The 24,301-nt window shown below is 66.2% G+C and carries 21 protein-coding genes and 2 pseudogenes; 11 read left to right on the top strand and 12 right to left on the bottom strand.

All coding sequences use genetic code 11. The features are described 5' to 3' along the window. Nucleotides 1-88 precede the first annotated feature (88 nt). On the top strand, nt 89-799 hold the full coding sequence (locus tag RAM80_RS08250) for a FadR/GntR family transcriptional regulator (RefSeq protein ID WP_416425750.1): 711 nt from the start codon (nt 89-91) through the stop codon (nt 797-799). 79 nt (nt 800-878) lie between these two features. Here the strand turns inward: RAM80_RS08250 and mgtA are convergent, their stop codons facing one another. Both mgtA and lysA read right to left on the bottom strand, forming a co-directional pair. Beyond that, nucleotides 879-3,590, bottom strand: coding sequence for a magnesium-translocating P-type ATPase (gene mgtA, locus RAM80_RS08245; RefSeq protein WP_416425749.1), 2,712 nt, complete (start codon nt 3,588-3,590; stop codon nt 879-881). 480 nt (nt 3,591-4,070) lie between these two features. Further along, on the bottom strand, nt 4,071-5,297 hold the full coding sequence (gene lysA, locus RAM80_RS08240; protein ID WP_416425747.1) for a diaminopimelate decarboxylase: 1,227 nt from the start codon (nt 5,295-5,297) through the stop codon (nt 4,071-4,073). Between the two features lie 124 nt (nt 5,298-5,421). Here lysA and RAM80_RS08235 point away from each other — a divergent pair, with 124 nt between their 5' ends. After that, entirely contained in the window at nt 5,422-6,324 is a 903-nt protein-coding gene (locus RAM80_RS08235) for a LysR family transcriptional regulator (RefSeq protein WP_416425745.1), read from the top strand. Between the two features lie 159 nt (nt 6,325-6,483). On the opposite strand, the gene RAM80_RS08230 is transcribed toward RAM80_RS08235, so the two are convergent. Together RAM80_RS08230 and RAM80_RS08225 are read right to left on the bottom strand one after the other, a co-directional pair. After that, complete coding sequence (locus RAM80_RS08230) at nt 6,484-7,179, bottom strand: GntR family transcriptional regulator (protein ID WP_416425744.1); 696 nt, start codon at nt 7,177-7,179, stop codon at nt 6,484-6,486. Nucleotides 7,180-7,300: 121 nt separating this feature from the next. Continuing rightward, nucleotides 7,301-8,122 carry an aldo/keto reductase gene (locus tag RAM80_RS08225; RefSeq protein ID WP_416425743.1) on the bottom strand — a complete coding sequence of 274 codons (822 nt, stop codon included), beginning with the start codon at nt 8,120-8,122 and terminating at the stop codon, nt 7,301-7,303. 74 nt (nt 8,123-8,196) lie between these two features. On the opposite strand from RAM80_RS08225, the gene RAM80_RS08220 reads away from it, so the two are divergent. Continuing rightward, on the top strand, nt 8,197-9,315 hold the full coding sequence (locus RAM80_RS08220; RefSeq protein ID WP_416425742.1) for a DUF2235 domain-containing protein: 1,119 nt from the start codon (nt 8,197-8,199) through the stop codon (nt 9,313-9,315). A 90-nt stretch (nt 9,316-9,405) separates the two neighbouring features. Here the strand turns inward: RAM80_RS08220 and RAM80_RS08215 are convergent, their stop codons facing one another. Continuing rightward, complete coding sequence (locus RAM80_RS08215) at nt 9,406-10,305, bottom strand: LysR family transcriptional regulator (RefSeq protein WP_416425741.1); 900 nt, start codon at nt 10,303-10,305, stop codon at nt 9,406-9,408. A 130-nt stretch (nt 10,306-10,435) separates the two neighbouring features. Here RAM80_RS08215 and RAM80_RS08210 point away from each other — a divergent pair, with 130 nt between their 5' ends. The 3 genes from RAM80_RS08210 to RAM80_RS08200 all read left to right on the top strand — a co-directional run bounded on the left by RAM80_RS08210 (nt 10,436) and on the right by RAM80_RS08200 (nt 13,395). After that, complete coding sequence (locus RAM80_RS08210; RefSeq protein WP_027978608.1) at nt 10,436-11,134, top strand: CoA transferase subunit A; 699 nt, start codon at nt 10,436-10,438, stop codon at nt 11,132-11,134. A 32-nt stretch (nt 11,135-11,166) separates the two neighbouring features. Then, the gene (locus RAM80_RS08205) at nt 11,167-11,823 is read left to right on the top strand and encodes a CoA transferase subunit B (protein WP_416425740.1); all 657 of its coding nucleotides are present in this window, start codon (nt 11,167-11,169) and stop codon (nt 11,821-11,823) included. 153 nt (nt 11,824-11,976) lie between these two features. Continuing rightward, nucleotides 11,977-13,395, top strand: coding sequence for a short-chain fatty acid transporter (locus tag RAM80_RS08200; RefSeq protein WP_416425739.1), 1,419 nt, complete (start codon nt 11,977-11,979; stop codon nt 13,393-13,395). A 7-nt stretch (nt 13,396-13,402) separates the two neighbouring features. Here the strand turns inward: RAM80_RS08200 and RAM80_RS08195 are convergent, their stop codons facing one another. Together RAM80_RS08195 and RAM80_RS08190 are read right to left on the bottom strand one after the other, a co-directional pair. Continuing rightward, a complete protein-coding gene (locus tag RAM80_RS08195) occupies nt 13,403-13,732 on the bottom strand; it encodes an antibiotic biosynthesis monooxygenase family protein (RefSeq protein ID WP_416425738.1) in 330 nt (109 codons plus the stop codon). Nucleotides 13,733-13,734: 2 nt separating this feature from the next. Beyond that, on the bottom strand, nt 13,735-14,442 hold the full coding sequence (locus RAM80_RS08190; RefSeq protein WP_416425737.1) for a CTP synthase: 708 nt from the start codon (nt 14,440-14,442) through the stop codon (nt 13,735-13,737). 102 nt (nt 14,443-14,544) lie between these two features. Between RAM80_RS08190 and RAM80_RS08185 the strand changes: the two genes are divergently transcribed. Then, the gene (locus RAM80_RS08185) at nt 14,545-15,405 is read left to right on the top strand and encodes a LysR family transcriptional regulator (RefSeq protein WP_416425736.1); all 861 of its coding nucleotides are present in this window, start codon (nt 14,545-14,547) and stop codon (nt 15,403-15,405) included. A gap of 147 nt (nt 15,406-15,552) precedes the next feature. Here the strand turns inward: RAM80_RS08185 and RAM80_RS08180 are convergent, their stop codons facing one another. Both RAM80_RS08180 and RAM80_RS08175 read right to left on the bottom strand, forming a co-directional pair. Continuing rightward, on the bottom strand, nt 15,553-16,182 hold the full coding sequence (locus RAM80_RS08180) for a glutathione S-transferase family protein (RefSeq protein WP_416425735.1): 630 nt from the start codon (nt 16,180-16,182) through the stop codon (nt 15,553-15,555). Nucleotides 16,183-16,242: 60 nt separating this feature from the next. Continuing rightward, complete coding sequence (locus tag RAM80_RS08175) at nt 16,243-16,554, bottom strand: hypothetical protein (protein ID WP_416425734.1); 312 nt, start codon at nt 16,552-16,554, stop codon at nt 16,243-16,245. Nucleotides 16,555-16,816: 262 nt separating this feature from the next. Here RAM80_RS08175 and ilvA point away from each other — a divergent pair, with 262 nt between their 5' ends. Next, nucleotides 16,817-17,827 carry a threonine ammonia-lyase, biosynthetic gene (gene ilvA / locus RAM80_RS08170; RefSeq protein WP_416425733.1) on the top strand — a complete coding sequence of 337 codons (1,011 nt, stop codon included), beginning with the start codon at nt 16,817-16,819 and terminating at the stop codon, nt 17,825-17,827. Nucleotides 17,828-17,860: 33 nt separating this feature from the next. Here ilvA and RAM80_RS08165 read toward each other — a convergent pair whose 3' ends face one another. Both RAM80_RS08165 and RAM80_RS08160 read right to left on the bottom strand, forming a co-directional pair. Beyond that, the gene (locus RAM80_RS08165) at nt 17,861-19,213 is read right to left on the bottom strand and encodes a GntP family permease (RefSeq protein WP_416425732.1); all 1,353 of its coding nucleotides are present in this window, start codon (nt 19,211-19,213) and stop codon (nt 17,861-17,863) included. Nucleotides 19,214-19,286: 73 nt separating this feature from the next. Next, a complete protein-coding gene (locus RAM80_RS08160; RefSeq protein WP_416425731.1) occupies nt 19,287-19,823 on the bottom strand; it encodes a gluconokinase in 537 nt (178 codons plus the stop codon). A gap of 207 nt (nt 19,824-20,030) precedes the next feature. On the opposite strand from RAM80_RS08160, the gene RAM80_RS08155 reads away from it, so the two are divergent. From RAM80_RS08155 to RAM80_RS08145, 3 genes and pseudogenes are all read left to right on the top strand, one after another. Then, nucleotides 20,031-21,047 carry a LacI family DNA-binding transcriptional regulator gene (locus RAM80_RS08155; RefSeq protein WP_416425730.1) on the top strand — a complete coding sequence of 339 codons (1,017 nt, stop codon included), beginning with the start codon at nt 20,031-20,033 and terminating at the stop codon, nt 21,045-21,047. Between the two features lie 342 nt (nt 21,048-21,389). After that, nucleotides 21,390-22,172 (top strand): annotated as a pseudogene (locus tag RAM80_RS08150) (PAS domain-containing protein); the annotation flags it as partial. Nucleotides 22,173-22,346: 174 nt separating this feature from the next. Next, nucleotides 22,347-22,709 (top strand): annotated as a pseudogene (locus RAM80_RS08145) (methyl-accepting chemotaxis protein); the annotation flags it as partial. Between the two features lie 117 nt (nt 22,710-22,826). Here the strand turns inward: RAM80_RS08145 and RAM80_RS08140 are convergent. Further along, the gene (locus RAM80_RS08140; protein WP_416425729.1) at nt 22,827-24,221 is read right to left on the bottom strand and encodes an amidase; all 1,395 of its coding nucleotides are present in this window, start codon (nt 24,219-24,221) and stop codon (nt 22,827-22,829) included. Nucleotides 24,222-24,301 lie beyond the last annotated feature (80 nt).

The raw sequence follows: 24,301 nt of genomic DNA, 5'->3' as shown, positions 1-24,301 counted from the left end.
CACCGCGTGGGGCGGACGCAGCCTGCGGCAGCTGCTACGGGGGTTCGGTGGTAAGCTTGGGGCTGACTATTTCGCGGAATGTGTTGGCATGCACGACCCAAGCAACGCCCCCACGCGCAAGCGCGCCACCAGCCTGGCCCACGACCTGGTCGAGGTGCTGAGCCAGCAGATCCTGCTGGGGCAATTCCGCCCCGGCGACAAGCTGCCGTCCGAACCGACCATCGTGCGCGAGCACGGGGTCAGCCGCACGGTGGTGCGCGAGGCTATCTCCAAGCTGCAGGCCTCGGGGCTGGTGGAAACCCGCCACGGCATCGGCACCTTCGTGCTGGAGCGCGAATCGCAACTGGGGCTGCGCCTGAGCCTGGACACCGCCGCCAGCGTGCGCGGCATTCTTGAGCTGCGCATGGGCCTGGAGGTGCAGGCCGTGGCCCTGGCGGCCGTGCGCCGCAGTGATGAACAGCTGCGGCGCATGCGCCAGGCGCTGGACGACTACCAGGCCTCGCTGGCCAACAACGACAGCTGCGTGGAAGAGGACAAGCGCTTCCACCAGCTGATCGCCGAGGCCACCGGCAACACCTATTTCACCGAGATCATGCAGCACCTGGGCGACACCATGATCCCGCGCACGCGGGTCAAGGGCGATGAGCGCGGCGACGCCGACTTCGCGCGCCTGGGCTACCTGGCCAACCAGGAGCACGAGGCCATCCTCAACGCCATCCGCAAGCAGGACCCGGACGCCGCGCGGGCGGCGATGGTGCTGCACCTCACCAACAGCCGCGAGCGTTTTTCCGGCAACTGAGAGTCTGTGGGAGCTGGCTTGCCAGCGAGCTGTTGGAGGGCCTCAAAAGCTCGCTGGCAAGCCAGCTCCCACGCCTATTTCATTGCCAGCCGAAGCGGCGGATATAGAACCGCTTCATGGCCTGGGTCAGCGCCACGTACGCCACCAGAATCACCGGCAGGAAGGCGAAGTACAGCGGCGGCAGCGCCTGCAGCTTGAAGTAGTGCGCCAGCGGGCCCATGGGCAGGAAGATGCCGATGGCCATGATCACCCCGGTCATCACCATCAACGGCATGGCCGCGCGGCTCTGCAGGAACGGCACTTTCGGCGTGCGGATCATGTGCACCACCAGGGTCTGGGTCAGCAGGCCGACGATGAACCAGCCGGACTGGAACAGGGTCTGGTGCTCCGGGCTGTTGGCGCCAAACACGTACCACATCAGCGCGAAGGTGGTGATGTCGAACACCGAGCTGATCGGCCCGAAGAACAGCATGAAGCGGCCTACCTCGCCCGGCTGCCAGCGCTGCGGCTTCATCAGCATCTCGTCGTCGACGTTGTCGAACGGCACGGCGATCTGCGAAATGTCGTACAGCAGGTTCTGCACCAGCAGGTGCATCGGCAGCATCGGCAGGAAGGGGATGAACGCACTGGCCACCAGCACCGAGAAGACGTTGCCGAAGTTGGAGCTGGCGGTCATCTTGATGTACTTGAGCATGTTGGCGAAGGTGCGACGGCCTTCCAGCACGCCTTCTTCCAGCACCATCAGGCTCTTTTCCAGCAGGATGATGTCGGCCGCTTCCTTGGCAATGTCCACCGCGCTGTCCACCGAAATACCGATGTCGGCAGTGCGCAGGGCCGGCGCGTCATTGATGCCGTCGCCCATGAAGCCGACCACGTGGCCGTTGGCCTTGAGCAGGCGCACGATGCGTTCCTTGTGCGCAGGCGTCAGCTTGGCGAAGACGTTGGTGGTTTCCACGGCCACCGCCAGTTGCGCGTCGGTCATGTCCTCGATGTCGTTGCCCATCAGCAGGCCTTGCTGGGCCAGGCCCACCTCGCGGCAGATCTTGGCGGTGACCAGCTCGTTGTCGCCGGTCAGCACTTTCACCGCCACGCCGTGGGCCGCCAGGGCCTTGAGCGCGGGCGCGGTGCTTTCCTTGGGCGGGTCGAGGAAGGCCACGTAGCCGATCAGGGTCAGCTCGCGTTCGTCATGGATGCCATAGTTTTCCTGGGTAGGCGGGCGCTCGCTGGCGGCCACGGCCACTACGCGCAGGCCTTCGGCGTTGAGCTCGGCGGTGACCTGGCGGATGCGCGCCAGCAGGCTGTCGGACAGCGGCTCGACCTGGTCGCCGTGGCGCACCTGGTGGCACACCGAGAGAATCTCTTCCACCGCGCCCTTGCAGATCAGCACGTGGTGCTGGTCGTGCTCGGCCACCACCACCGACATGCGCCGGCGGTTGAAGTCGAACGGAATCTCGTCGACCTTGCGGAAAGCGGTGGCCACCTGCAGGTCGCGCTGCACGTCCACGTGTTCCAGCACGGCCACGTCCAGCAGGTTCTTCAGGCCGGTCTGGTAGTAGCTGTTGAGGTAGGCCATCTCCAGCACTTCATCGGACTCCTGGCCCCACACGTCGACGTGGCGGGCGAGGAAGATCTTGTCCTGGGTCAGGGTGCCGGTCTTGTCGGTGCACAGCACGTCCATGGCGCCGAAGTTCTGGATGGCGTCCAGGCGCTTGACGATGACCTTCTTGCGCGACAGGAACACCGCGCCCTTGGCCAGGGTCGAGGTGACGATCATGGGCAGCATTTCCGGGGTCAGGCCCACGGCGATGGACAGCGCGAACAGCACCGCTTCCATCCAGTCACCCTTGGTGAAGCCGTTGATGAACAGCACCAGCGGCGCCATCACCAGCATGAAGCGGATCAGCAGCCAGCTGATCTTGTTGACGCCGGTCTGGAACGCCGTGGGCGCACGGTCGGTGGCGCCGACCCGTTGCGCCAGGGCGCCGAAGTAGGTGCCGTTGCCGGTGGCGACCACCACCGCGCTGGCGGCGCCGGACACCACGTTGGTGCCCATGAACAGGATGTTGTCCAGCTCCAGGGGGTTGCGCGTGGCCGGGTCGCGCAGCTGCACGAACTTTTCCACCGGCATGGATTCGCCGGTCATGGCGGCCTGGCTGACGAACAGGTCCTTGGCGCTGAGCAGGCGGCAGTCGGCGGGGATCATGTCGCCGGCGCTGAAGATCACCACGTCGCCGGGCACCAGCTGCTTGATCGGCAGTTCCACGCGCAGGTGCCCGTCGGCGTTGCGGCGGCGCACGGTGGCGGTGTTGCTGACCATGGCCTTGAGGGCGTCGGCGGCCTTGTTCGAACGGGCTTCCTGCCAGAAGCGCAGCAGGGTCGAGAGCACCACCATGCTGCCGATCACCAGGGTAGCCTTCATGTCTTCGGTGATGAACGAGACGATGGCCAGCAGGGTCAGCAGCAGGTTGAAGGGGTTCTTGTAGCACTGCCACAGGTGCACGTGCCAGGCCAGCGGCTGCTCGTGCTCCACCTCGTTGAGGCCCACGCGGGCGCAGGTGTCCTGGGCCTGGGCTTCGCTGAGGCCATCGGCGTGGCTGCCCAGGCGTTCCAGCAGGGCCTGGCTGTCACCGCCCGCGGCCGCCACCAGGCTGTGGGCCAGGGTGGGGGGTATCTCGCGGCTGACGTTGGCGTCATTCAGGCTTTCGAACAGCGCCAGGCGGCGGAAGTGCCGGGCGATGTGGCGAGTCCGCAGGAAGCCTGCGAAAAATTCTTTGAGCAGGGTGAAATTCATGGCGCTGCTTTCCCCAGTTGGCAGTGGGGAGACCATCGCGCAGGCACGTGCGCTGTCCTGGCTGCAACGTTGCAGGCCGGGGCAGGGGAGTCTGTGGAGAAGGGAAGGCTGCGGCGCCCCGCATGGGGGGCGCCGGCAGTATTGCCGTCTCTCGCGTCAAGGCGAGACACGGCAGGGAAGCTGCGCGTTATCTCGCCGAGAAAATGCCGGTATCGATGACCGGCCGACTACTGTCGCTCGAACAAGTGCCCACGTGGGGTCTCCGCGGTGATTGAAAACGCGCGCAGCATACGCTTGGGGTTTGCTCCCGACAATAGTGGGTGTCGATCATGAGGGAAGTTTCATATTTGCTGGCCAAACGCGCCGTACCCGCATATTGCGTCGTCTGCATCGCGACTAAAGTCGGCTCCTACGCTGTCCGTGGTAGGAGCCGACTTTAGTCGCGATGCAGGCGGCGCGGTTTTTTGTCAGGAAGACGTGTTACGCACCAAGTTCAAGTGCGAACAGTTCCTGCAGCGTCTGGCGGCGGCGAATCAGCTGTACCTTGTCACCGTCCAGCAGCACCTCGGGAATCAGCGGGCGGCTGTTGTAGTTCGACGACATCGACGCGCCGTAGGCGCCAGTGGTGTGGATCACCAGCAGGTCGCCGACCTCGGCGCGCGGCAGCGGGCGCGGGGCCACCAGGCCGCCTTCGTGCTGGGTGAAGACGTCGCCGGACTCGCACAGCGGGCCGGCCACCACGGTGGGGCGCAGCTCGCCGGTGCGCGGCTGGCCGTCGCGGTCCAGCAGGGTGAAGCCGTGGTAGCTGCCGTACATGGACGGGCGCATCAGGTCATTGAAGCCGGCGTCCACCAGCACGAAATGCTGGCTGCCCATGTCCTTGATGGCGCGCACTTCGGTCACCAGGGTGCCGGACTCGGCCACCAGGAAACGCCCCGGCTCGATTTCCAGGCGCACCGGGTGGCCCAGGTGGGCGGCCACGCGCTGGCGGGCGGCGTCCCAGATGGCGGCGTAGCGCTCGGTGTCCACCGGCTGCTGGTCATCCTTGTAGGGCACCGACAGGCCGCCGCCGGCCGAAATGGCCTCCAGGTCGTGGCCCATGCCGATCACCGCGTCGGCCATTGCCGTGCACACTTCTTCCAGGTGCGCGTAGTCCACGCCCGAGCCGATGTGCATGTGCAGGCCCACCAGTTGCAGGTCGTACTGGCGCACCACGGCCAGGGCTTCGCCCAGCTGGCTGTGCCACACGCCGTGCTTGCTGTTCTCGCCGCCGGTGTTGGTCTTCTGGCTGTGGCCGTGGCCGAAGCCGGGGTTCAGGCGGATCCACACGCGGTGGCCGGGGTGCTGCTGGCCCAGTTGGCGCAGCATGTCGATGGAGCCGCAGTTGACCTCCACGTCCAGCTCGATGATGCGCGCCAGGGTGGCGCGGTCCAGCAAGTCGCAGGTGAACACCACGCCCGCCGGCTCGCCCTGGGGGCTGTAGCCGGCCAGCAGCGCACGCTCGATCTCGCCCAGCGACACCGCGTCCACCTGCACGCCCTGTTCGCGCATCAGCTTGAGGATGTGCACGTTGGAGCAGGCCTTCTGGGCGAAGCGGATCACGTCGAAGCCCTGCAGCTGGCTGATGCGCTGGCGGATGATGGCGGCGTCGTAGGTCCAGAAAGGCGTGGCGTGTTGCTGAACGAGGGGCAGGATGCGATCGAACATGGTGGTGTGGCCGTGAAGGGGAAAGGTGGCCATCATGCGCAATTATCTCTATTCAATAAAATATCTGTTTTTTCTCTGTCCATTCAGTTCTGATATGGCTTGGGTTTGAATTCGAGTCTTTGCAATGGACATATCCCTGCGTCATATCGAAGTGTTCCGCGCGGTGATGAACGCCGGCAGCGTCACCGGCGCCGCGCAGCTGCTGTTCAGCTCCCAGCCCACCGTCAGCCGCGAGCTGGCGCGGCTGGAAAGCCTGCTGGGCATGCCGTTGTTCGTGCGCGAGCGCGGCCGGCTGACGCCCACGGCCCAGGGCCTGATGCTGTTCGAGGAGGTGCAGCGCGCCTACGTCGGGCTGGAGCAGATCGCCAGCGTTGCCGAGTCGATCCGCCGTTTCGACCAGGGCCAGCTGAACATCACCTGCCTGCCGATGTTCGCCCAGGTGCTGCTGCCAGCAGCGTGCCTGGCGTTCAGCCGCCAGTACCCCGGCGTGGCGGTGAGTATCACCGCCCAGGAATCACCGGCGCTGGAAGAGTCGCTCAGCGGCCAGCGCTACGACCTGGGCCTGATCGAAAGCCGCCACCCGCCGCGCGGCACCCGGGGTTTCGAACTGTTTTGCGCGGAAATGGTGGCGGTGCTGCCGGCCGGCCATGGGCTGGCGGCGAAGGCGCGCCTGGAGCTGAGCGATTTCGACGGCCAGGCGTTCATCAACCTGTCCGGGCTGGACCTGTACCGCAAGATGCTCGACGAACAGTTTCGCCGCGCCAACGTGCAGCGCCACGGGGTGATCGAGACCAGCACCGCCGCCTCGGTGTGTGCCATGGTGCGCCAGGGGCTGGGGGTGGCGATCGTCAACCCGCTGACCGCGCTGGACGAGGCGGCCCGCGGCCTGGTGCTGCGGCCGCTGGCGGTGGCGGCGCCGTTCAGCGTCAGCCTGATCCAGCCCCAGTACCGCCCGGCGTCGGTGCTGGTGGAGGCGTTTACCGCGTGCCTGCAAACCGAGGCGGCGCGCCTGGCCGCCCTCCCGTAGCAGCAACTGTCTTGTGGGAGCTGGCTTGCCAGCGAGCTTTTATGGCCCCAACAGCTCGCTGGCAAGCCAGCTCCCACAGGATGTAGCAGCTGCCGCAGGCTGCGTCAGGCGGGCTTTACCGCGGTGCCTGTGACGCGGCCTTGCGGCCGCTGCTACGGTTCAGAGGTCAGCCAGTGCTTCACGTAGGTTCACATCCGGCGCGCTCTGTTCATCCAGGTCCAGCTGGCCTTCCAGGTCGACCAGGTGGTCCAGCGTGGCGCGGATGGCGTTGTCGCTGTTGCCCGACTGCAGGGCATCGAGGATGGCCTGGTGGTCGTCGCAGCGGCAGGAGGAGGTTTCCAGGCGCTGGTACAGCGAGACGATCAGCGAGCTGCGCACGATCAGGTTGCCGAGCATTTCACGCAGCAAACGATTGCCGCACAGGTCGGCCAGCATCAGGTGGAATTCGCTGCGCACGCGCACGGTCTCGCGGCGGTCGCCGCTGGCCGAGGCCTGGTGTTCGGCTTGCATTTGCGCGGCGATGGTGTCGGCGTTGGCGGCCAGGGCGTCGGGGGTGATGGCCTCGACGATGGCGCGCTCGATGGCGCGACGGGCGGCGAACACTTCCCGTGCTTCCTGGGCCGAAGGCTGCGAGACGATGGCGCCGCGGTTGGTCTCGATGGTGACGATGTGCTGCATGGCCAGGCGCTGCAAGGCCACCTGCACGTGGTTGCGGTTGGCCTGCAGGGTCTCGACGATCTGCGCCTCTACCAGCCGCGTGCCGGGGCGCAGGCGTTGCTGGGCGATGGCGCGCGACAGCACGTCGACGATGCGGGTGACTTCCAGCTGTTTGGCGGTGACGGTGACAGAAACCATATTTCCTCGAACGGTGAGCCCATGCAGAGCCTGCGACTGGGTGCAATGGGGGCGCATTATCCGCCAGCGGGCCGGCCTTTGAAAAGCGCGCTGGCCGACCGCCAGCAGGGAAATTTCGCCGTCAAACCATTGCAAGATGCTGCTTGCGCTTGGGGGGCGGGCAGGCCAGATCCAGCTGTTTGAGGTCTTCATCATCCAGTTGGATAGCGGCTGCCGCTGCATTCTGCCGCACATGGTCGGCGTGCACGGCCTTGGGGATGGCAATCACCCCGTCCTCGCGCAGCACCCACGCCAGGCAGGCCTGGGCGGCGGTGATGCCATGTTTGTCGGCGATGGCCTGCAACGCCGCATGGCGCAGCAGCTTGCCGCCCTGGGCGATGGGGCAGTAGGCCATGGTCGGCAGGCTGCGGGCCTGGCTCCAGGGCAGCAGGTCGAATTCGATGCCACGGGCCTCGGGGTTGTACAGCACCTGGTTGGTGGCGCAGCGCTCGTCGTCCAGCTCTTCCAGGTCGTCGACGTCGAAATTGGACACGCCCCAGCGGCCGATCTTGCCCTGTTCGCGCAGGCGTTCGAAGGCTTCCACGGTTTCCGCCAGCGGGTACTGGCCGCGCCAGTGCAGCAGGTACAGGTCGATGTGCTCGGTGCCCAGGCGCTTGAGGCTGCGCTCGCAGGCAGCCGCCACGCCGCTGCGGCTGGCGTTGTGCGGGTACACCTTGCTGACCAGGAACACCTGCTCGCGGCGCCCGGCGATGGCTTGGCCCACGACCTGTTCGGCGCCGCCTTCGCCGTACATTTCAGCCGTGTCGATCAGGCTCATGCCCAGGTCGATGCCCAGTTGCAGGGCAGCGACCTCCTGGCGCCTGGCGCCGGGGTCTTCGCCCATGCGCCAGGTGCCCTGGCCGATGATGGAAACCGAGGTGTCTGCGAGTCGATGATGGCGCATGGCTACTCCCTGAAACATGGATGGCTTATAGTCTGACGACGCTAGGGAAATAACATTCAACACAAGGAAACGGCATGGGTCGACAGCTCGTGGTCTGCCTGGACGGCACCAACAACCGCTTCAGCCTGCAACCTACCAATATACTGCGGATGATCCGCTGCCTGTCCGATGATCCCGCCCGGGTCATGTCCTATTACGACCAGGGCGTGGGTACCTTCGGCCTGCGCGAGACGCTGTTCGAGTGGCAGAAACTGCCCTCGCGGCTGTGCGGCCTGGCGTTCGGCTGGGGGTTGAAGGAGACGGTGGGTGGCGCCTATCGCTTTCTCGCCCGGCATTATCGCGACGGCGACCAGCTCTACCTGTTCGGCTTTTCCCGGGGCGCCTACGCCGTGCGCGCGCTGGCGGCGCTGATCGACGCCGTGGGCCTGGTGCGCGGCCACGAGGCACATCTGTTCGACTATGCCTGGGCCATGTTGCAGGCGCGCAACAGCGACAAGCAGCCGGACTTCAAGCTGCAGGACGCGTTCAAGGCCACCTTTGGCCGGCCGGTGAAGGTGCACCTGCTGGGGTTGTTCGACACGGTCAAGTCCGAGGGCTGGATCTACGACCCACTGGTGCTGCCGTACACCGCCAGCAACGCCATGGTGGAGAACGTCCGTCATGCGCTGTCCATCGACGAGCGCCGTTGTTTCTTCCGCCCCAACCTGTGGCAGAAGCGCCCGGGGCAGGGCACCGACGTGCGCCAGGTGTGGTTCGCCGGGGTACACAGCGACGTGGGCGGTGGCTACGCCGTGGACGAATCGGGCCCGGCGTTGCTGGCCTTGCGCTGGATGCTCGGCGAGGCGCGGGCCCTGGGCCTGGCGCTGGACCCCGACGGCTGCGCCCGCGAGCTGCAACTGCTGGACGCCGGCGGCCCCGGGCAGTTGCACGACTCCATGACCTGGCCATGGCCGCTGGCCGAGTGGTTGCCACGCCGGGCCTGGAGCTACACGCTGCACAAGCACGTGTTCACCATCGGCAGCATGCCGCCGTTCGGCCAGCCGCGGCCGCGCTACATCGCCGAGGGCGCGGTGCTGCACCGCTCAGTCCTGCAGCGCCTGGAAAGCGGCGACTACCACCCCGTCAACCTGCCCCGCCAGTACAGCGTCGCAGAAGACCTGCCCCTGATCCCCCAAACCACCCCCACCCCGTAGCAGCAACAGTCTTGTGGGAGCTGGCTTGCCAGCGAGTTTTTCGGGCTCCAACAGCTCGCTGGCAAGCCAGCTCCCACAAATCGTTCGTCGTCATGGCGTGGGTTGGTGCTGGGCGGAAGTCTCAATCAGCACCTCCTGCAACGCCTGCGCCGCCGCCGACAGCTTGTGATCAGCCAGGCGCATCAGGCCGATGCGCCGCTCGATGCGCGGCTCATCCAGGGCCACGCAACGCGCGCCTAGTTCTTCCATCTGTTCGATGCACAGCGACGGCACCGCGCTCACCCCCAGGCCGCTGGCAACCATGCGGCCGACGGTGCTCAGTTGGTGGCTTTCGAAGGCTACAGACAGCTTGCCATGGGTATCGGCCAGGTCCTGCTCCAGCATCAGGCGCACCGCCGAAGGGCGCTGCAGGGTGACGAAGTCCTCCTGCAACAGCTCGCTCCAGCTGAGCTTGTCTCGCTGGGCCAGGGGCGAATCGGCCGCCACCACCGCGACGAAACGGTCCAGGTAGAACGGCGTGAACACCAGCGAGCTGGTGGACTCGGGCTCGAAGCCGATGCCCAGCTCCACGCGGCGGTGGCGCACCATTTCCAGTACCTGCTCGTTGATCACGTCGTGCACGGCCACGTTCACCCGCGGGTGGCGGTCGCGGAAGGTCTTCAGCGCCGCAGGCAGGCGGTTGCCGGCGAAGGAGGGCATGGCCGCGATCGAGACCTTGCCGGTCTGCAGGGTGAAGTGCTGGCGCAGCAATTCCTCGGCGTTGTCCCAGTCGGCCAGCAGCTGCCGCGCCAGGGGCAGCAGGGTCTCGCCCTCGGGGGTCAGGGATACGCTGCGCGTGGTGCGGATCAACAGCGCACCGCCCAGGTCTTCCTCCAGGCCCTTGATGGTCAGGCTCAGGGCTGGCTGCGACAGGTGCAGGCGCTCGCCGGCCTGGGCGAAGCTCAAGGCCTGGGCTACGGCCAGGAACGCGCGAAGCTGCTTGATGTTCATTGTTTTGTAAACTCAATCAATCCATCAGAAAAACAAAATTAACAAATAACTCCGTTGGCGAGAAGATGGGCCGAACACGCTCCTGGGCTAAGCTGGCGTTAGTCCAATAATTAAAACAAGGCGGATCGATATGGCTGGGCTCGACAAGCGAGTAGCAACCTGGGAAGAGGCCCTCGCCGGCCTCACCGACAACATGACGGTATTGTCCGGCGGCTTCGGCCTGTGCGGCATTCCCGAGAACCTGATTGCGCAGATCAAGCGCATGGGCGTGCGCGGGCTGACCGTGGTGTCCAACAACTGCGGCGTCGATGGCTTTGGCCTGGGCGTGCTGCTGGAAGACCGGCAGATCCGCAAGATGATCGCCTCGTACGTGGGCGAGAACGCCCTGTTCGAACGCCAGCTGCTGGACGGCGAGCTGGAAGTGGAACTCACCCCCCAAGGCACCCTGGCGGAAAAAATGCGCGCCGGCGGTGCTGGCATCCCGGCGTTCTACACCGCCACCGGCTACGGCACCCCCGTGGCGGAAGGCAAAGAAGTGCGCGAGTTCAACGGCCGCAAGTACATTCTTGAAGAGGCCATCACTGGCGACTTCGCCATCGTCAAGGGCTGGAAGGCCGACCACTTCGGCAATGTCATCTACCGCCACACCGCGCAGAACTTCAACCCGCTGGCCGCTGCCGCCGGCAAGATTACCGTGGTCGAGGTCGAGGAAATCGTCGCCCCTGGCGAGCTGCCGCCCAGCCAGATCCACACCCCCGGCATCTACGTCGACCGGGTGATTCTCGGCACCTTCGAAAAACGCATCGAAAAGCGCACCGTCAAGGCCTGAGGCCCGGCCCAGAACAACAAGAGGTTTAGCACATGGCACTGACCCGCGAACAAATGGCCCAGCGTGTGGCCCGCGAACTCAAGGATGGCTACTACGTGAACCTGGGCATCGGCATTCCGACCCTGGTGGCCAACTACGTCCCCGACGACATCGACGTGATGCTGCAATCGGAAAACGGCCTGCTGGGCATGGGCGAGTTTCCGACCGAGGCAACCATCGACGCCGACATGATCAACGCCGGCAAGCAGACCGTCACCGCCCGGGCGGGTGCGTCCATTTTCAACTCGGCGGAATCCTTCGCCATGATTCGTGGCGGCCACGTCGACCTTACCGTGCTGGGCGCCTTCGAGGTGGACGTGCAGGGCAACATCGCTTCGTGGATGATCCCCGGCAAGCTGGTGAAAGGCATGGGCGGCGCCATGGACCTGGTGGCCGGCGCCGACAACATCATCGTCACCATGACCCACGCCTCCAAGGACGGCGAGTCCAAGCTGCTGCCCCAGTGCAGCCTGCCGCTGACCGGCGCGGGCTGCATTCGCAAGGTGCTGACCGACCTTGCGTACCTGGAGATCGAGAACGGCGCGTTCATCCTGCGCGAGCGCGCGCCGGGCATCAGCGTCGAGGAAATTATCGCCAAGACCGCCGGCAAGCTGATCGTGCCGGATGATGTGATCGAGATGACCTTCTAAGCCACACCGCGCTCCCGTAGCCGCTGCCGCAGGCTGCGCTGGCCCTTGAGTTCACTGAAGACATTCAGCGAACTCAAGGGCCAGCGCAGCCTGCGGCAGCGGCTACAGTGCTTTGCAGCATCCAAAAATAAAGACAATAAAAGGTAGTACCCCATGTCCGTAGACATTGAAGAGAGCCGCTACGCGCGGTTTGCCCTGCGTTGCTCCAACTGGGCCGAGCGCTGGTTCCCCGATTCCTGGGTGTTCGCCGCCGTGGCGGTGATCGTCGTGGCGCTGGCGGCCATGGCCATGGGCGCCAAGCCCAACGACACCGCCACCGCCTTTGGCGACGGCTTCTGGAGCCTGATCCCCTTCACCATGCAGATGGCCTTCGTGGTCATCGGCGGCTACGTGGTGGCCAGCTCGCCGCCCGCGGTGAAGCTCATCGACCGCCTGGCGCGCTTGCCGCGCAACGGCCGCTCGGCGGTGGCCTGGGTGGCGCTGATTTCCATGGTCGCCTCGTTGCTCAACTGGGGCCTGTCGCTGGTGTTCGGCGGCTTGCTGGTACGCGCCTTGGCGCGCCGCACCGACCTGAAAATGGACTACCGCGCCGCCGGTGCCGCCGCCTACCTGGGCCTGGGCGCCGTCTGGGCACTGGGCCTGTCGTCGTCGGCTGCGCAATTGCAGGCCAACCCGGCCAGCTTGCCGCCGTCGATCCTCGCCATCACCGGTGTCATTCCCTTCACCCAGACCATCTTCCTCTGGCAGTCCGGGCTGATGCTGGCCGTGCTGGTGCTGGTGTCGCTGGTCATCGCCTACGCCACCGCGCCGGGCCCCAACAGCGCCCGCGACGCCAAGGCCTGCGGCATCGACCCCAGCTTCAACCTGCCGCCCCAGGCCCAACGCAGCCGCCCCGGCGAGTGGCTGGAACACAGCCCGGTGCTGACCTTGCTGCTGGTAGCACTGGCGGCTGGCTGGCTGTACCACGAGTTCTCCACCAAGCCGGCGATCACCGCCATTTCCGGGCTAAACACCTACAACTTCCTGTTCATCATGCTCGGCGCGCTACTGCACTGGCGCCCGCGCAGCTTCCTCGACGCCGTGGCCCGCGCGGTGCCCACCACCACCGGGGTGCTGATCCAGTTCCCGCTGTACGGCTCTATCGCCGCCATTCTCACCACGGTAAAGGGCGGCGAAGGCCAGACCCTGGCCCAGCACATCTCCACCTTCTTCGTGCAGATCGCCTCCCACGACACCTACGCGCTGCTGATGGGCGTGTACTCGGCGGTGCTGGGCTTCTTCATCCCCTCGGGCGGCGGCAAGTGGATCATCGAGGCGCCGTACGTGATGCAGGTGGCCAACGACCTCAAATACCACCTGGGCTGGGCCGTGCAGATCTACAACGCCGCCGAGGCGCTGCCCAACCTCATCAACCCCTTCTACATGCTGCCACTGCTGGGCGTGCTGGGCCTGAAGGCGCGCGACCTGATCGGCTTCAGCTTCGTGCAACTGCTGGTGCACGTGCCGCTGGTGCTGGTGCTGTTGTGGGCGTTGGGGACGACGTTGCAATACGTGCCCCCCGTCATGCCCTGACCGGACGCTAGCCTTCGCGATCAAACGCGTACGCCCGCTGCACATGGGCCACCCGCGTGATGAAGTGCTGGTACCACTGCGCCCGCCCGGTAGCGCGGGCGTCGGTGTGTTCGGCGTGCTGCTTCCACGCAAGGATCGCGGCTTCACTCTGCCAATACGACACGGTGATGCCCAGGCCGTCCTCGCCGCGCGCCGATTCCACGCCGAGGAAGCCTGGCTGGTCGCTGGCGAGCTCGACCATGCGCTGGGCTGCTTCGCCGTAGCCGGCGTCGACGTCGGTGCGGGTGGAGGTGAAGATCACCGCGTAATAGGGCGGTTTCGGGGTGTTGGCGAACATGCTCAGGCGCTCCGGTTGGCGGCGTGCAGCAGGGCGGTCAGCAGCGGCGGCACGCGGCCTTCCAGGGCGGCGCGCTCGGGCTGGAACAGGGTGGCGACGAAGAACGGGTGGCCTTCCAGTTGCACGGCGCGCACATCGCCGGCGGCGTCATGGGCACAAGGGCGCAGGGGGCCTGCGAACAGCGCGTCGGCGAAGGCCGGGTTGAGGCCATAGTTGCAGTGGTAGCCTTCTTCGATGTCCAACTGCTCGTATGCCTGGGCGATCAGGCTGCCGGGCGTCAGGTGCAGGCCACCGCGTTTTTCCACCAGCGAGCAGCTGAGCGGGCTGATGATGGCGCGGGCGGCGTCGGGGAAGCTTTCGCCGTGCTCGGCGTCGGCCCAGCCCAGCACATTGCGGGCGTATTCCAGCAGCGCGTGTTGGAAGCCGGCGCAGGTGCCCAGGAAGGGGATGCGCTGTTCGCGGGCGTGGCGGATGGCGGTGAGTGCGCCTTCCAGCGAGCGGTAGGGGCTGCCGGGCATGCACCAGATGGCGTCGAAGGGCTGGTCGAGGCTGGCGGCGGTGACCTGGTCGGTGGCCAGGCAGCGCGCCTCCACGCTGATGCCCAGGGCGCGGCCCGCCAGTGGCAGGGCGGCCTGGATGGCGCGGTGGGCGGTGATCGAGGCGTCGAAGTCGCCGACCAGGGCGATGTGCAGCGGGCGCGAGCGGGGCATGAGGCTGTTCCTTCAGTGGGTCCTTGCCGGTGCAAGTAGGGCCACTATAAGCTGGCACCCGCGCAATCAATATTGGCATTTCGGCAAAGTATCCGTGCATTCATGCAATATCGCCTCAGTCATCACGACCTTGACCTGATCCTTGCCCTGGTGCGTGGCCGTTCGCTGGCGCGGGCCTCACGCCTGCTGGGCGTGGACGTGTCGACGGTGTTCCGCTCGACCCGCCGGCTGGAGTCGGCGCTGGGCCAGTCGCTGTTCGAAAAAAGCCGCGGCGGCTACCTGCCCACGGCGCTGGCGATGAGCCTGGCGGCCCAGGCCGAGCAGGCGGAACAGGCGCTGCAGGTGGCCCAGGTCAGCGTGGAGCAGGGCGGCGAGGTGGTCAGTGGCACGGTGCGCCTGACTTGCACCGACGCGGTGCTGCAGCACCTGCTGTTGCCGGCCCTGGCGGCCTTCATGCCGCGCTACCCGGCGCTGGCGCTGGAGCTGACCACCAGCAATGACTTCGCCAACTTGAGCCGCCGCGACGCCGACATCGCCCTGCGCCTGACCCAGGCGCCGCCCGAACACCTGGTGGGCAGCCGCCTGGGCACGGTGCAGTACCAGGTGTGTGCCAGCGCCGCCTACCTGGCCGGGCTGGCCACCCGTGACCTGGCGTTGATGAACTGGGTGGCCGCCGATGACTTCATTCCCGACCACCCCGGGGTGGCCTGGCGCCGCGAACACCTGCCCGGGGTGACGCCGCTGTACCGGGCCAGCTCCATGCTGGCGGTGGCGCAGATGGTGCGGGCGGGGATGGGGGTGGCGGTGTTGCCGCAGTTCCTCATCGGTGACCTGACGGTGCTGGGTGCACCGTTGGCGGGGCATGACAGCGCGCTGTGGATGCTGACGCGGCCTGATTGCCGGGCGTTGCGGTCGGTGGTGACGTTGTTTGGTGAACTGCGTTCGGCGATCGTTCTGGGGTGAACCCGGACGCGACCTGCGGCCGCTGCTACGGGGAGCCTTGTAAACTTCCTTCTGTGGGAGTGGGCTCTGCCCACGAAAAAGGTGCCGCGTGGCGACAGGTATTCCGCGGTGTGTTTTTCGCGGGTAGAACCCGCTCCCACATGGCGGTCACGGCATGCCGTTGGCGCCGTACAGCCGGAAGCCTTCGCGCTCCTGCAGGCGCAGGTAATAGGCCTCTACTGCAGGCAATGCGGCATGCGCTATGGGTGTCATCTTCCAGCGGTTCACCGACAGCCCCAGCACTACGTCCGCCAGGCTGAAATGCTCGCCGGTGACAAACGCGCCGGTGCGCGCTAACTGCGCGTCGAGAATGGCCATTACCCGGTTCCACTCGGCCGTGCCGTCAGCCAGTTTTTGCAGGTCTTGGTACGCCGGGTCCTGGCGGACCAGCGCGGTGAACGGGTAGCGCCAGGCCGGGTTCAGCTCCGTGGCCTGCCAGTCCATCCACTGTTCCACCCGCGCCCGCGCGCGGCGCTCCACGGGCAGCAACGGCGCGCCCTGTTTGCCGGCCAGGTAGCGGCAGATGCTGTTGGATTCCCACAGCACGAAGTCGTCCTCCACCAGCACCGGCACCTGGGCGTTGGGGTTCAGCCGCAGGTAGTCGGGCGTGTGGGTAGAGGCATAGCCGTTGCCGTAGTCTTCGCGAATGAAGCCAATACCCAGCTCGTGGCAGGTCCACAGCACCTTGCGTACGTTGATCGAAGTGTCGCGTCCCAGAATGCGAACGGGCATGTCCATGCGAAAGTCCTGTGCGGGCCGAAGGGGAATGCGGAATCTAACCCGCCGGCCCGCCGCAAGTCACGGCTTGCTGGTGGTGCCTGAAGGGCTGTCGGGCTTGGTGTTGCTGTTGCCCATGGAACTGCCCTCGGGGTTGCCGCCTATGGGCTTGATCGGCTGGCTGCCGGCGGGCATGTCGGGGCCGGCCGAGCCGTCAGTGTTGCCGTTCTGCATGCGCGTGCCGGTGCCGCTGGGCACGCCGATTTCCGCTGGCGTAGTGCCAATGGCGCCGTTGGGGTTGGCAGGGTTCACGGGGCCGGTGCTGTCATCGGCGAAGGCGCCGGCGCTGAGCAGGGTGGTCAGGGCCAGGGCGGCCCAGCGTGCAGTAGTCATGAACAGTCTCCTTTTCATGAGCGGTACAGGCTTTGGGCCATTGCCGGATGAACAAGGTGCCCCACTGCCGACGGGCGGTTGACGGCGCCGGGCCAGGCGGCGTATGTTCTGGGCATGAACACCTTCCTGTCGCTGCCAGCCATGAGCATTATTATTACCGCCATTCCTCATCTGGCGGGCTAGCAGCTGCACCCAACCCGCCCTCGTGGCGGGTTTCAAGTGAACGTCACCAGGGCTCCGAGTACTGCACCGGAGACGCCCCATGAGTGACACCGACACCGATACCGCCCAGCTCGCCTACTACGCCCGCAAGACCCTGGAAGCCAAGGTCTACGACCTGGCCATCGTCACCCCGTTGCAGGTGGCGCCGGCGCTGTCCCTGCGCCTGGGCAACCAGGTCCTGCTCAAGCGTGAAGACCTGCAGCCCACCTATTCCTTCAAGATCCGCGGCGCCACCAACAAGCTGGCGCAGCTGAGCCCGGCCGAGCGTGCCGCCGGCGTGGTCACCGCCTCGGCCGGCAACCATGCCCAGGGCGTGGCGTTGGCGGCGCGGGAGCTGGGCATCGCCGCGACCATCGTGATGCCGCAGACCACGCCGCAGCTGAAGATCGATGGCGTGCTGTCGCGCGGTGGCCACGCCGTGCTGCACGGCGCTGCGTTCCCCGAGGCCCTGGCCCATGCGCTGGAACTGGCCAAGGGCGGCATGACCTTCGTCGCGCCCTTCGACGACCCCGACGTGATCGCCGGCCAGGGCACCGTGGCCCTGGAGATCCTGCGCCAGCACCCCGAGGGCCTGGACGCCATTTTCGTGCCGGTGGGCGGTGGCGGGCTGCTGGCCGGCATCGCCGCCTACGTCAAATACCTGCGGCCGCAGATCCGCGTCATCGGCGTCGAGTCAGAGGGTTCGAACTGCTTGCAGGCAGCGCTGGCGGCGGGGGAGCGGGTGGTGCTGGGGCAGGTCGATACCTTTGCCGACGGCGTGGCGGTGGCGCAGGTGGGGGCCCATTGCTACGACATCTGCCGGCGTTGGGTGGACGAGGTGATCACGGTGAGCAATGACGAACTGGGCGCGGCGATCAAGGATATCTATGACGACACGCGTTCCATCACCGAGCCATCGGGGGCGTTGGCGGTGGCGGGCATCAAGCGCTACGTGGCCACGCGCGGGGTGCGCGGGCAGGTGCTGGTGGCGATCGATTCGGGGGCGAACGTGAACTTCGATCGGCTGGGGGACTTTGCCCAGCGGGCGCAGCGTTGCGCTGAAGCCCTGTAGCCGCTGCCCCAGGCAGCGGCTACGGGGTCGGGTTTACACCACCAGCGACAGCAACATGATAAAGATCAGGGCAACCACCGAGAGGATGGTTTCCATCATGCTCCAGGTCTTGAAGGTTTCAGCCACGGTCATGTTGAAGTACTGCTTCACCAGCCAGAAACCGGCGTCGTTGACGTGCGACAGGATCACCGAACCGGCACCGGCGGCCAGCACCAGCAGCTCGCGCGGCACGCCCGGGATCAGGTCCACCACCGGGGCGACGATGCCGGCGCCGGTGATGGTGGCCACGGTGGCGGAACCGGTGGCGATACGAATCACCGCCGCTACCAGCCAGGCCAGCAGGATCGGCGAGACGTGGGCCTGCACGGCCATTTCACCAATCACGTTGCCCACGCCGGTGTCCACCAGCATCTGCTTGAAGCCACCACCGGCGCCCACGATCAGGATGATCGCGGCGGTCGGTGCCAGGCTCTGGTCCAGCAGCTTCATGATCTTGGCGCGGTCGAAGCCACGGGCAAAACCGAAGGTGTAGAAGGCCAGCAGCAGGGCGGCCAGCAGGGCGGTGATCGGGTGGCCGATCAGGTCCATCCACTGCCGGAAGATGTGGTCAGCCGGCACGAACACGTCGGCGAAGGTCTTCAGCAGCATCAGGAACACCGGCAGCAGCACGGTGATCAGGGTCACGCTGAAGCTGGGCAGGTTCTCGTGCTGGGATTCCTTGGCGATCTGGTCCATCAGCTCGGTCGACGGGTTGCCCGGCACGTACTTGGAGATGAAGCTGCCGAACAGCGGGCCGGCGATGATGGCGGTCGGCAGGCCGACGATCAGGCCGTAGAAGATGGTCTTGCCGATGTCAGCCTTGAACACCCCGATGGCCAGCAGCGGGCCCGGGTGCGGCGGCACCAGGCCGTGGACCACGGACAGGCCGGCCAGCAGCGGAATGCCGATTTTCACCAGCGACACGCCGGAACGGCGGGCGACGATGAACACCAGCGGAATCAGCAGCACGAAGCCGATCTCGAAGAACAGCGGGATGCCCACCAGGAACGCCGAGCACATCATGGCCCAGTGCACGTTGCGCTTGCCGAAGGCACGGATCAACGTTTGCGCGATCTGGTCGGCGCCGCCCGAGTCGGCCATCAGCTTGCCGAGCATGGTGCCCAACGCCAGCACGATGCCGACGAAGCCGAGCACGCCGCCGAAGCCGTCCTGGAAGGATTTCATCACCTTGGCCACCGGCATGCCGGAGGTCAGGCCAAGGAAACCGGCGGCGATGGTCAGCGCCACGAACGGGTGAACCTTGAACTTGGTGATCAGCAGCACCAGGCCGATGATCGTGATCAGGGCGTCGAGCAGCAAGTAGGTGTTAGTCGGTAGACCCAGCATCGGGGTATGCCTCTTCTTGTTGTGGTCGGTGCAATTCTAGTTGGGATAGCGCTGTCTTGTGCGGGCTCATGAATCAGGCCGATTGCGACAGCGATGCGTCTTGGTTGTGCAGCCAGGCGTCGACCTTCTCTGCCAGGGTGGCGATGGGCAGCGTCGCGTCCAGGGGCAGGGTCAGCACTTCGCCCTTGGGCGATTCCAGGGTGGCGAACTGGCTGTCGATCAGGCTGGCCGGCATGAAATGGCCCGGGCGGTGGGAAACGCGGTCAGCTGCTTCCTCGCGGGTCAGTTCCAGGAACACGAAGCCCAGGTTGGGCACGGCAGCGCGCAACTTGTCACGGTAGGCCAGCTTGAGCGCCGAACAGGTCAGGATGGCGCGTTCGCCACTGGCCACGCACGCACTCATTTCCTCGCCGAGGCGGGTCAGCCAGCCGGCGCGGTCGTCGTCGTTGAGGGGGATACCAGCGGACATTTTTTCGATATTGGCGGCAGGGTGGAACACGTCACCTTCAATCAGGCGACCTCCGCTACGGTGACAGATAGCATCGCCGACGCTGCTCTTGCCGCAGCCCGCAACACCCATCACCACGATTGCGGAAAGAGGGAAAACCATCGGTATCTCCTGCAGGAACAGCGCGTGCAGGGGATCCTTGTAAGGCTACCCCGGCGGCTACTGCACCCTGATCTTATTGATATGTTTTGAGCAGCCCTTGCTCGGGGAGTTGCACACGATGAAATAATTTCATCATTGCCCTGTGCTAAAGACAGCGCTACCTTAGCCGCCACCCCTATTAATGGCAAGTCGAAAACAATAAGACCCATGACCCGCACCGGCTCTCGTACTACCGGTCGCCCGACGCTTTCCGAAGTCGCACGGCTGTCCGGCGTTTCCCCGATTACCGCTTCCCGCGCGTTGCGGGGGGTGCCCACCGTCGCCCCGGAACTGGCCATCAAGGTCCACGAAGCCGCCCTGCAACTGGGCTACGTGGCCAACCCTGCCGCCCGCGCGCTGGCGTCGGCGCAGAGCCAGTCCATCGTGGTGCTGATTCCGTCGCTGTCCAACCAGCTGTTCATCGACACCCTGGAAGCCATCCACGACGTGATGCGCCCCCGGGGCCTGGAAGTGCTGATCGGTAACTCCCACTACGACATCCATGAAGAAGAAAACCTGATCCGCAACTACCTGGCCTACCAGCCACGGGGCCTGTTGCTGACCGGTTTCGAGCGCACCGAGGCCGCGCGGCGCATGCTCGCCACCAGCGGCGTGCCCTGCGTGCACATGATGGAGCTGGACGCCACGCCCGGCATCACCTCGGTGGGCTTTTCCCAGGAGCAGGCGGGCGCCGTGGCGGCGCGCCACCTGCTCAGCCGTGGGCGCAAGCGCCTGGCCTACGTGGCCGCGCAGCTCGACCCACGGGTGCTGCAGCGCGGCGACGGCTTCCGCCAGACCCTGCAGGCCGCCGGCTGTTTCGACCCGGCGCTGCAACTGATGGCGCCGGCGCCGTCGTCCATCGGCCTGGGCGGCGAGCTGTTCAATGACCTGCTGCGCCGCCACCCGGACGTCGACGGCATCTTCTTCTGCAACGACGACCTGGCCCAGGGCGCCATCCTCGAAGCTTCGCGCCAGGGCCTGAAGATTCCCGAACAGGTGGCCATGGTCGGCTTCAACGACCTGCCAGCCTCGGCGCACCTGGTGCCGCGCCTTACCTCCATCCGCACCCCGCGCGCCGCCATTGGCCGCCAGGCGGCGCACCTGCTGCTGGGGCTGCTGGATGGCAAGCCGATGACCCTGCCTACCCAAGACCTGGGGTTTGAACTGGTGGTGCGCGAAAGCTGACCGCTCGCCCGAACTCCACGCGATCGCGTAGCCGCTGCCGCAGGCTGCGCTGGCCCTGTGCCTCACCGAAGATGTTCAGGGTCCACCACGGCCAGCGCAGCCTGTCGGCAGCGGCTACGGTGCGGTGTGCACCGGGTAATGGCGCTTTGCTTGCAACCCCACACTTGCTGGCTATGCTCAGCAGGTGAACCGGGAGTTGCCTTGTCAGGGAAGAAAGCACAGGGAATGTCGCGCCAGCCTTGCTTCACGCCCCCATTCCATTCGTCGTGCCCCGAAGTGCGTTGCTTCTGCATTTAACCATTGGGTTTTCAAAAGTAACCGGACGCTTGAGGTCTTCGAACCATGTTTGACTCCCACCGCAAGGCCGATGTGGCGGAAATCGCGCGCCTGACCGCCGAACTGGAGCATGCCAACGCGCGCCTGGCTGCCATCAGCCGGTCCATGGCCATGATCGAGTTCACCCCCGAGGGCCTGATCCTCGATGCCAACAGCAACTTCTGCAAGACCATGGGCTACAGCGTCGAAGAGATTCGCGGCAAGCACCACCGGCTGTTCTGCGCCGACGGCTTCCACAAGAGCGAGGAATACCAGCGCATGTGGCAGACCCTCCAGCGCGGCGAGCCCCTGAGTGGCACTTTCGAGCGGCTGGACAAGAGCGGCCGCGAGGTGTGGCTGGAGGCCAGCTACATGCCAGTGCTGGGCCCCAACCGTGAGGTGCGCAGCGTGATCAAGGTGGCGGCCGACATTTCCGACCGCGCGCACCTGGAACATGAAAGCGAAAGCAAGCTCAAGGCCATCGGCCGCTCCATGGCGGTGATCGAATTCAGCCCCGACGGCCGCGTGCTCACCGCCAACGACAATTTCCTCCAGGCCTTGCACTATTCGCTGAGCGAGGTGATCGGCCAGCACCACAGCATGTTCTGCACCCGCACCGAAGCCGAATCGCCGAACTACAAGGCGTTCTGGGCCTCGCTCAACCGTGGCGAGTACCACTCGCACCGCTTCGAACGGGTCGACAAGCACGGCCGCGTGGTCTTCCTCGAAGCCTCGTACAACCCGATCTTCGATCCCCACGGCCGCCTGTATAAAGTGGTGAAGTTCGCCAGCGACATCACCGCGCAGATCAACACCCAGCAATCCGCCGCCGAAGCCGCCCACGCCACGTCGGTGCAGAACGACGCCTGCGCGCAGAAGGGCTCGAGCGTGGTGCGCCAGACGGTGGACGTGATCAAGGAAATCTCCAACGACCTCAACGAGGCGGCGCGCAGCATTGATGCGGTGAACCGCCAGTCGGAGAACATCGGCAAGATCGTGCAGACCATCCGTGGCATTGCCGACCAGACCAACCTGCTGGCGCTCAACGCCGCCATCGAGGCGGCGCGCGCCGGCGAGCATGGCCGCGGCTTTGCGGTGGTGGCCGATGAAGTGCGCAGCCTGGCGGCGCGCACCAGCCAGGCCACGGTGGAGATCGTCGACGTGGTGCGGCAGAACCATGACCTGTCCCTGAGCGCGGTGGCCAGCATGCAGTCGAGCCTGAGCCGCACCGGCCTGGGCGTGGAGCTGGCCAACGAGGCGGGCGAGGTGATCCTGGAAATCCAGGAAGGCTCGCGCCACGTGGTGGACGCGATCAGCCAGATCAACTCCACCCTGCAGCTGCACTGACACCACACATTCCGTAGCCGCTGCCGCAGGCTGCGCTGGCCCTCAATGACGCTGGGGATCTCCAGTGTACTCAGGGGCCAGCGCAGCCTGGCGGCAGCGGCTACGGAGGCAGGGTGTTCAGGCGTGGGGAGGTGTCGGCCAGGCCGGCATCTCGCCGCGCACGCCTTCGTACCACTTGCCCATCTGCAGCAGCCATTCATCGGCGAAGCGTGGCCCTACCAGCTGCAGGCCCACGGGCATGCCGTGCTCGGTAAAGCCGCAGTTGATCGACAGCGCCGGCTGCTCGCCCATGTTCCACGGCAGGGTAAACACGATGTGCTCGAACGGCTGCTGCGGGTCGTTGCCCGGTGACGGCCAGTCGGCGGGGAAGGCCTCGACCTGGTTGGTGGGGCACAGCAGCAGGTCCACCTCGTCGAACACCGCAGCGGCGCGGCGGCGCATCTCGAAGGTCTGGTTGAAGCCCTGCACCGCCTGCACGGCAGTGAAGTCGGCGGCGGGGGCGGCCCACTCGCGTATATAAGGCAGCACCTTTTCGAACTGCGCGCTGCCCATGGCGCTCAGCTCGGCCCATTGCCGTGCGCGCCAGAAACGGTCCATGCCTTCCAGCAACGTACGGTCCATCAGTGGCGCCACGGTTTGCAGGCGTGCGCCGTGGGCCTGGAAGTGCTTGGCGGCGGCCTCCACCAGCGCGCAGGTGCGCGCCGACGGCGTGAAGCCCACGCCAGGGTCAAGCAGCACCCCCACGCGCAGGCCGCGCATCGACGGCGGCGCCAGTTTCCAGTCCAGCGCCTGGGGTGCCAGGCTGGTGGCGTCGCGGCTGTCGGGCAGCGACAGGTAGCGCATCAACAGGGCGCAGTCGTCCAGGCTGCGGGTCATGGGCCCGGCGCAACGGCCGGTGTAGTAAGGGTCGATGGGGATGCGCCCCAGGGTCGGCTTGAACCCCACCAGCCCGCACCAGCCGGCCGGCAGGCGGATCGAGCCGCCGATGTCGGTGCCCACGTGCAACGGGCCATAGCCAGCGGCCGCCGCAGCGGCGGCGCCGGAGCTGGAACCACCGGTGTTGTTGGCCAGGTTCCAGGGGTTGCGGGTGACGCCATGGAAGCTCGACAGCCCGGACGACAGCATGCCGAAATCCGGCACCGTGGTCTTGCCCAGCACGATCGCCCCGGCTTCGCGCAGCCGCGCTGCGGGGGGCGCATCCTGGGCGGCGGGTTGCAGCACGGTGGCGGCGCTGCCCAGGGGAATGGGCTGGCCTTGGGTGGCGATCAATTCCTTGAGGGTCACCGGCACACCGTCCAGCGGCCCGCGCGGCAGCCCCCGGGCCCAGCGCTCGGTGGCGCCGCGGGCCTGTTCCATCACGCCCTGCGGGTCGAAATTCCACAGCGCGTTGATGTGTGGTTCCCAGCGACCGATGTGATCCACCAGATGCTGGTAATACTCCAGCGGCGACAGCGTCTTGCTGGCGAACATGGTCAGCAGCTGCGCTGCCGGCAGATCATGCAGATCGGTCATCACCCTCACTCCCTGAACGTGGTCGTGCAGCAAGCGTAGCAGCAACTGTCTTTGTGGGAGCTGGCTTGCCAGCGAGCTTT

This window comes from Pseudomonas sp. App30 (assembly GCF_047947025.1).
Lineage (GTDB): Bacteria > Pseudomonadota > Gammaproteobacteria > Pseudomonadales > Pseudomonadaceae > Aquipseudomonas.
This window is presented reverse-complemented; position numbering and strand designations above follow the sequence as displayed.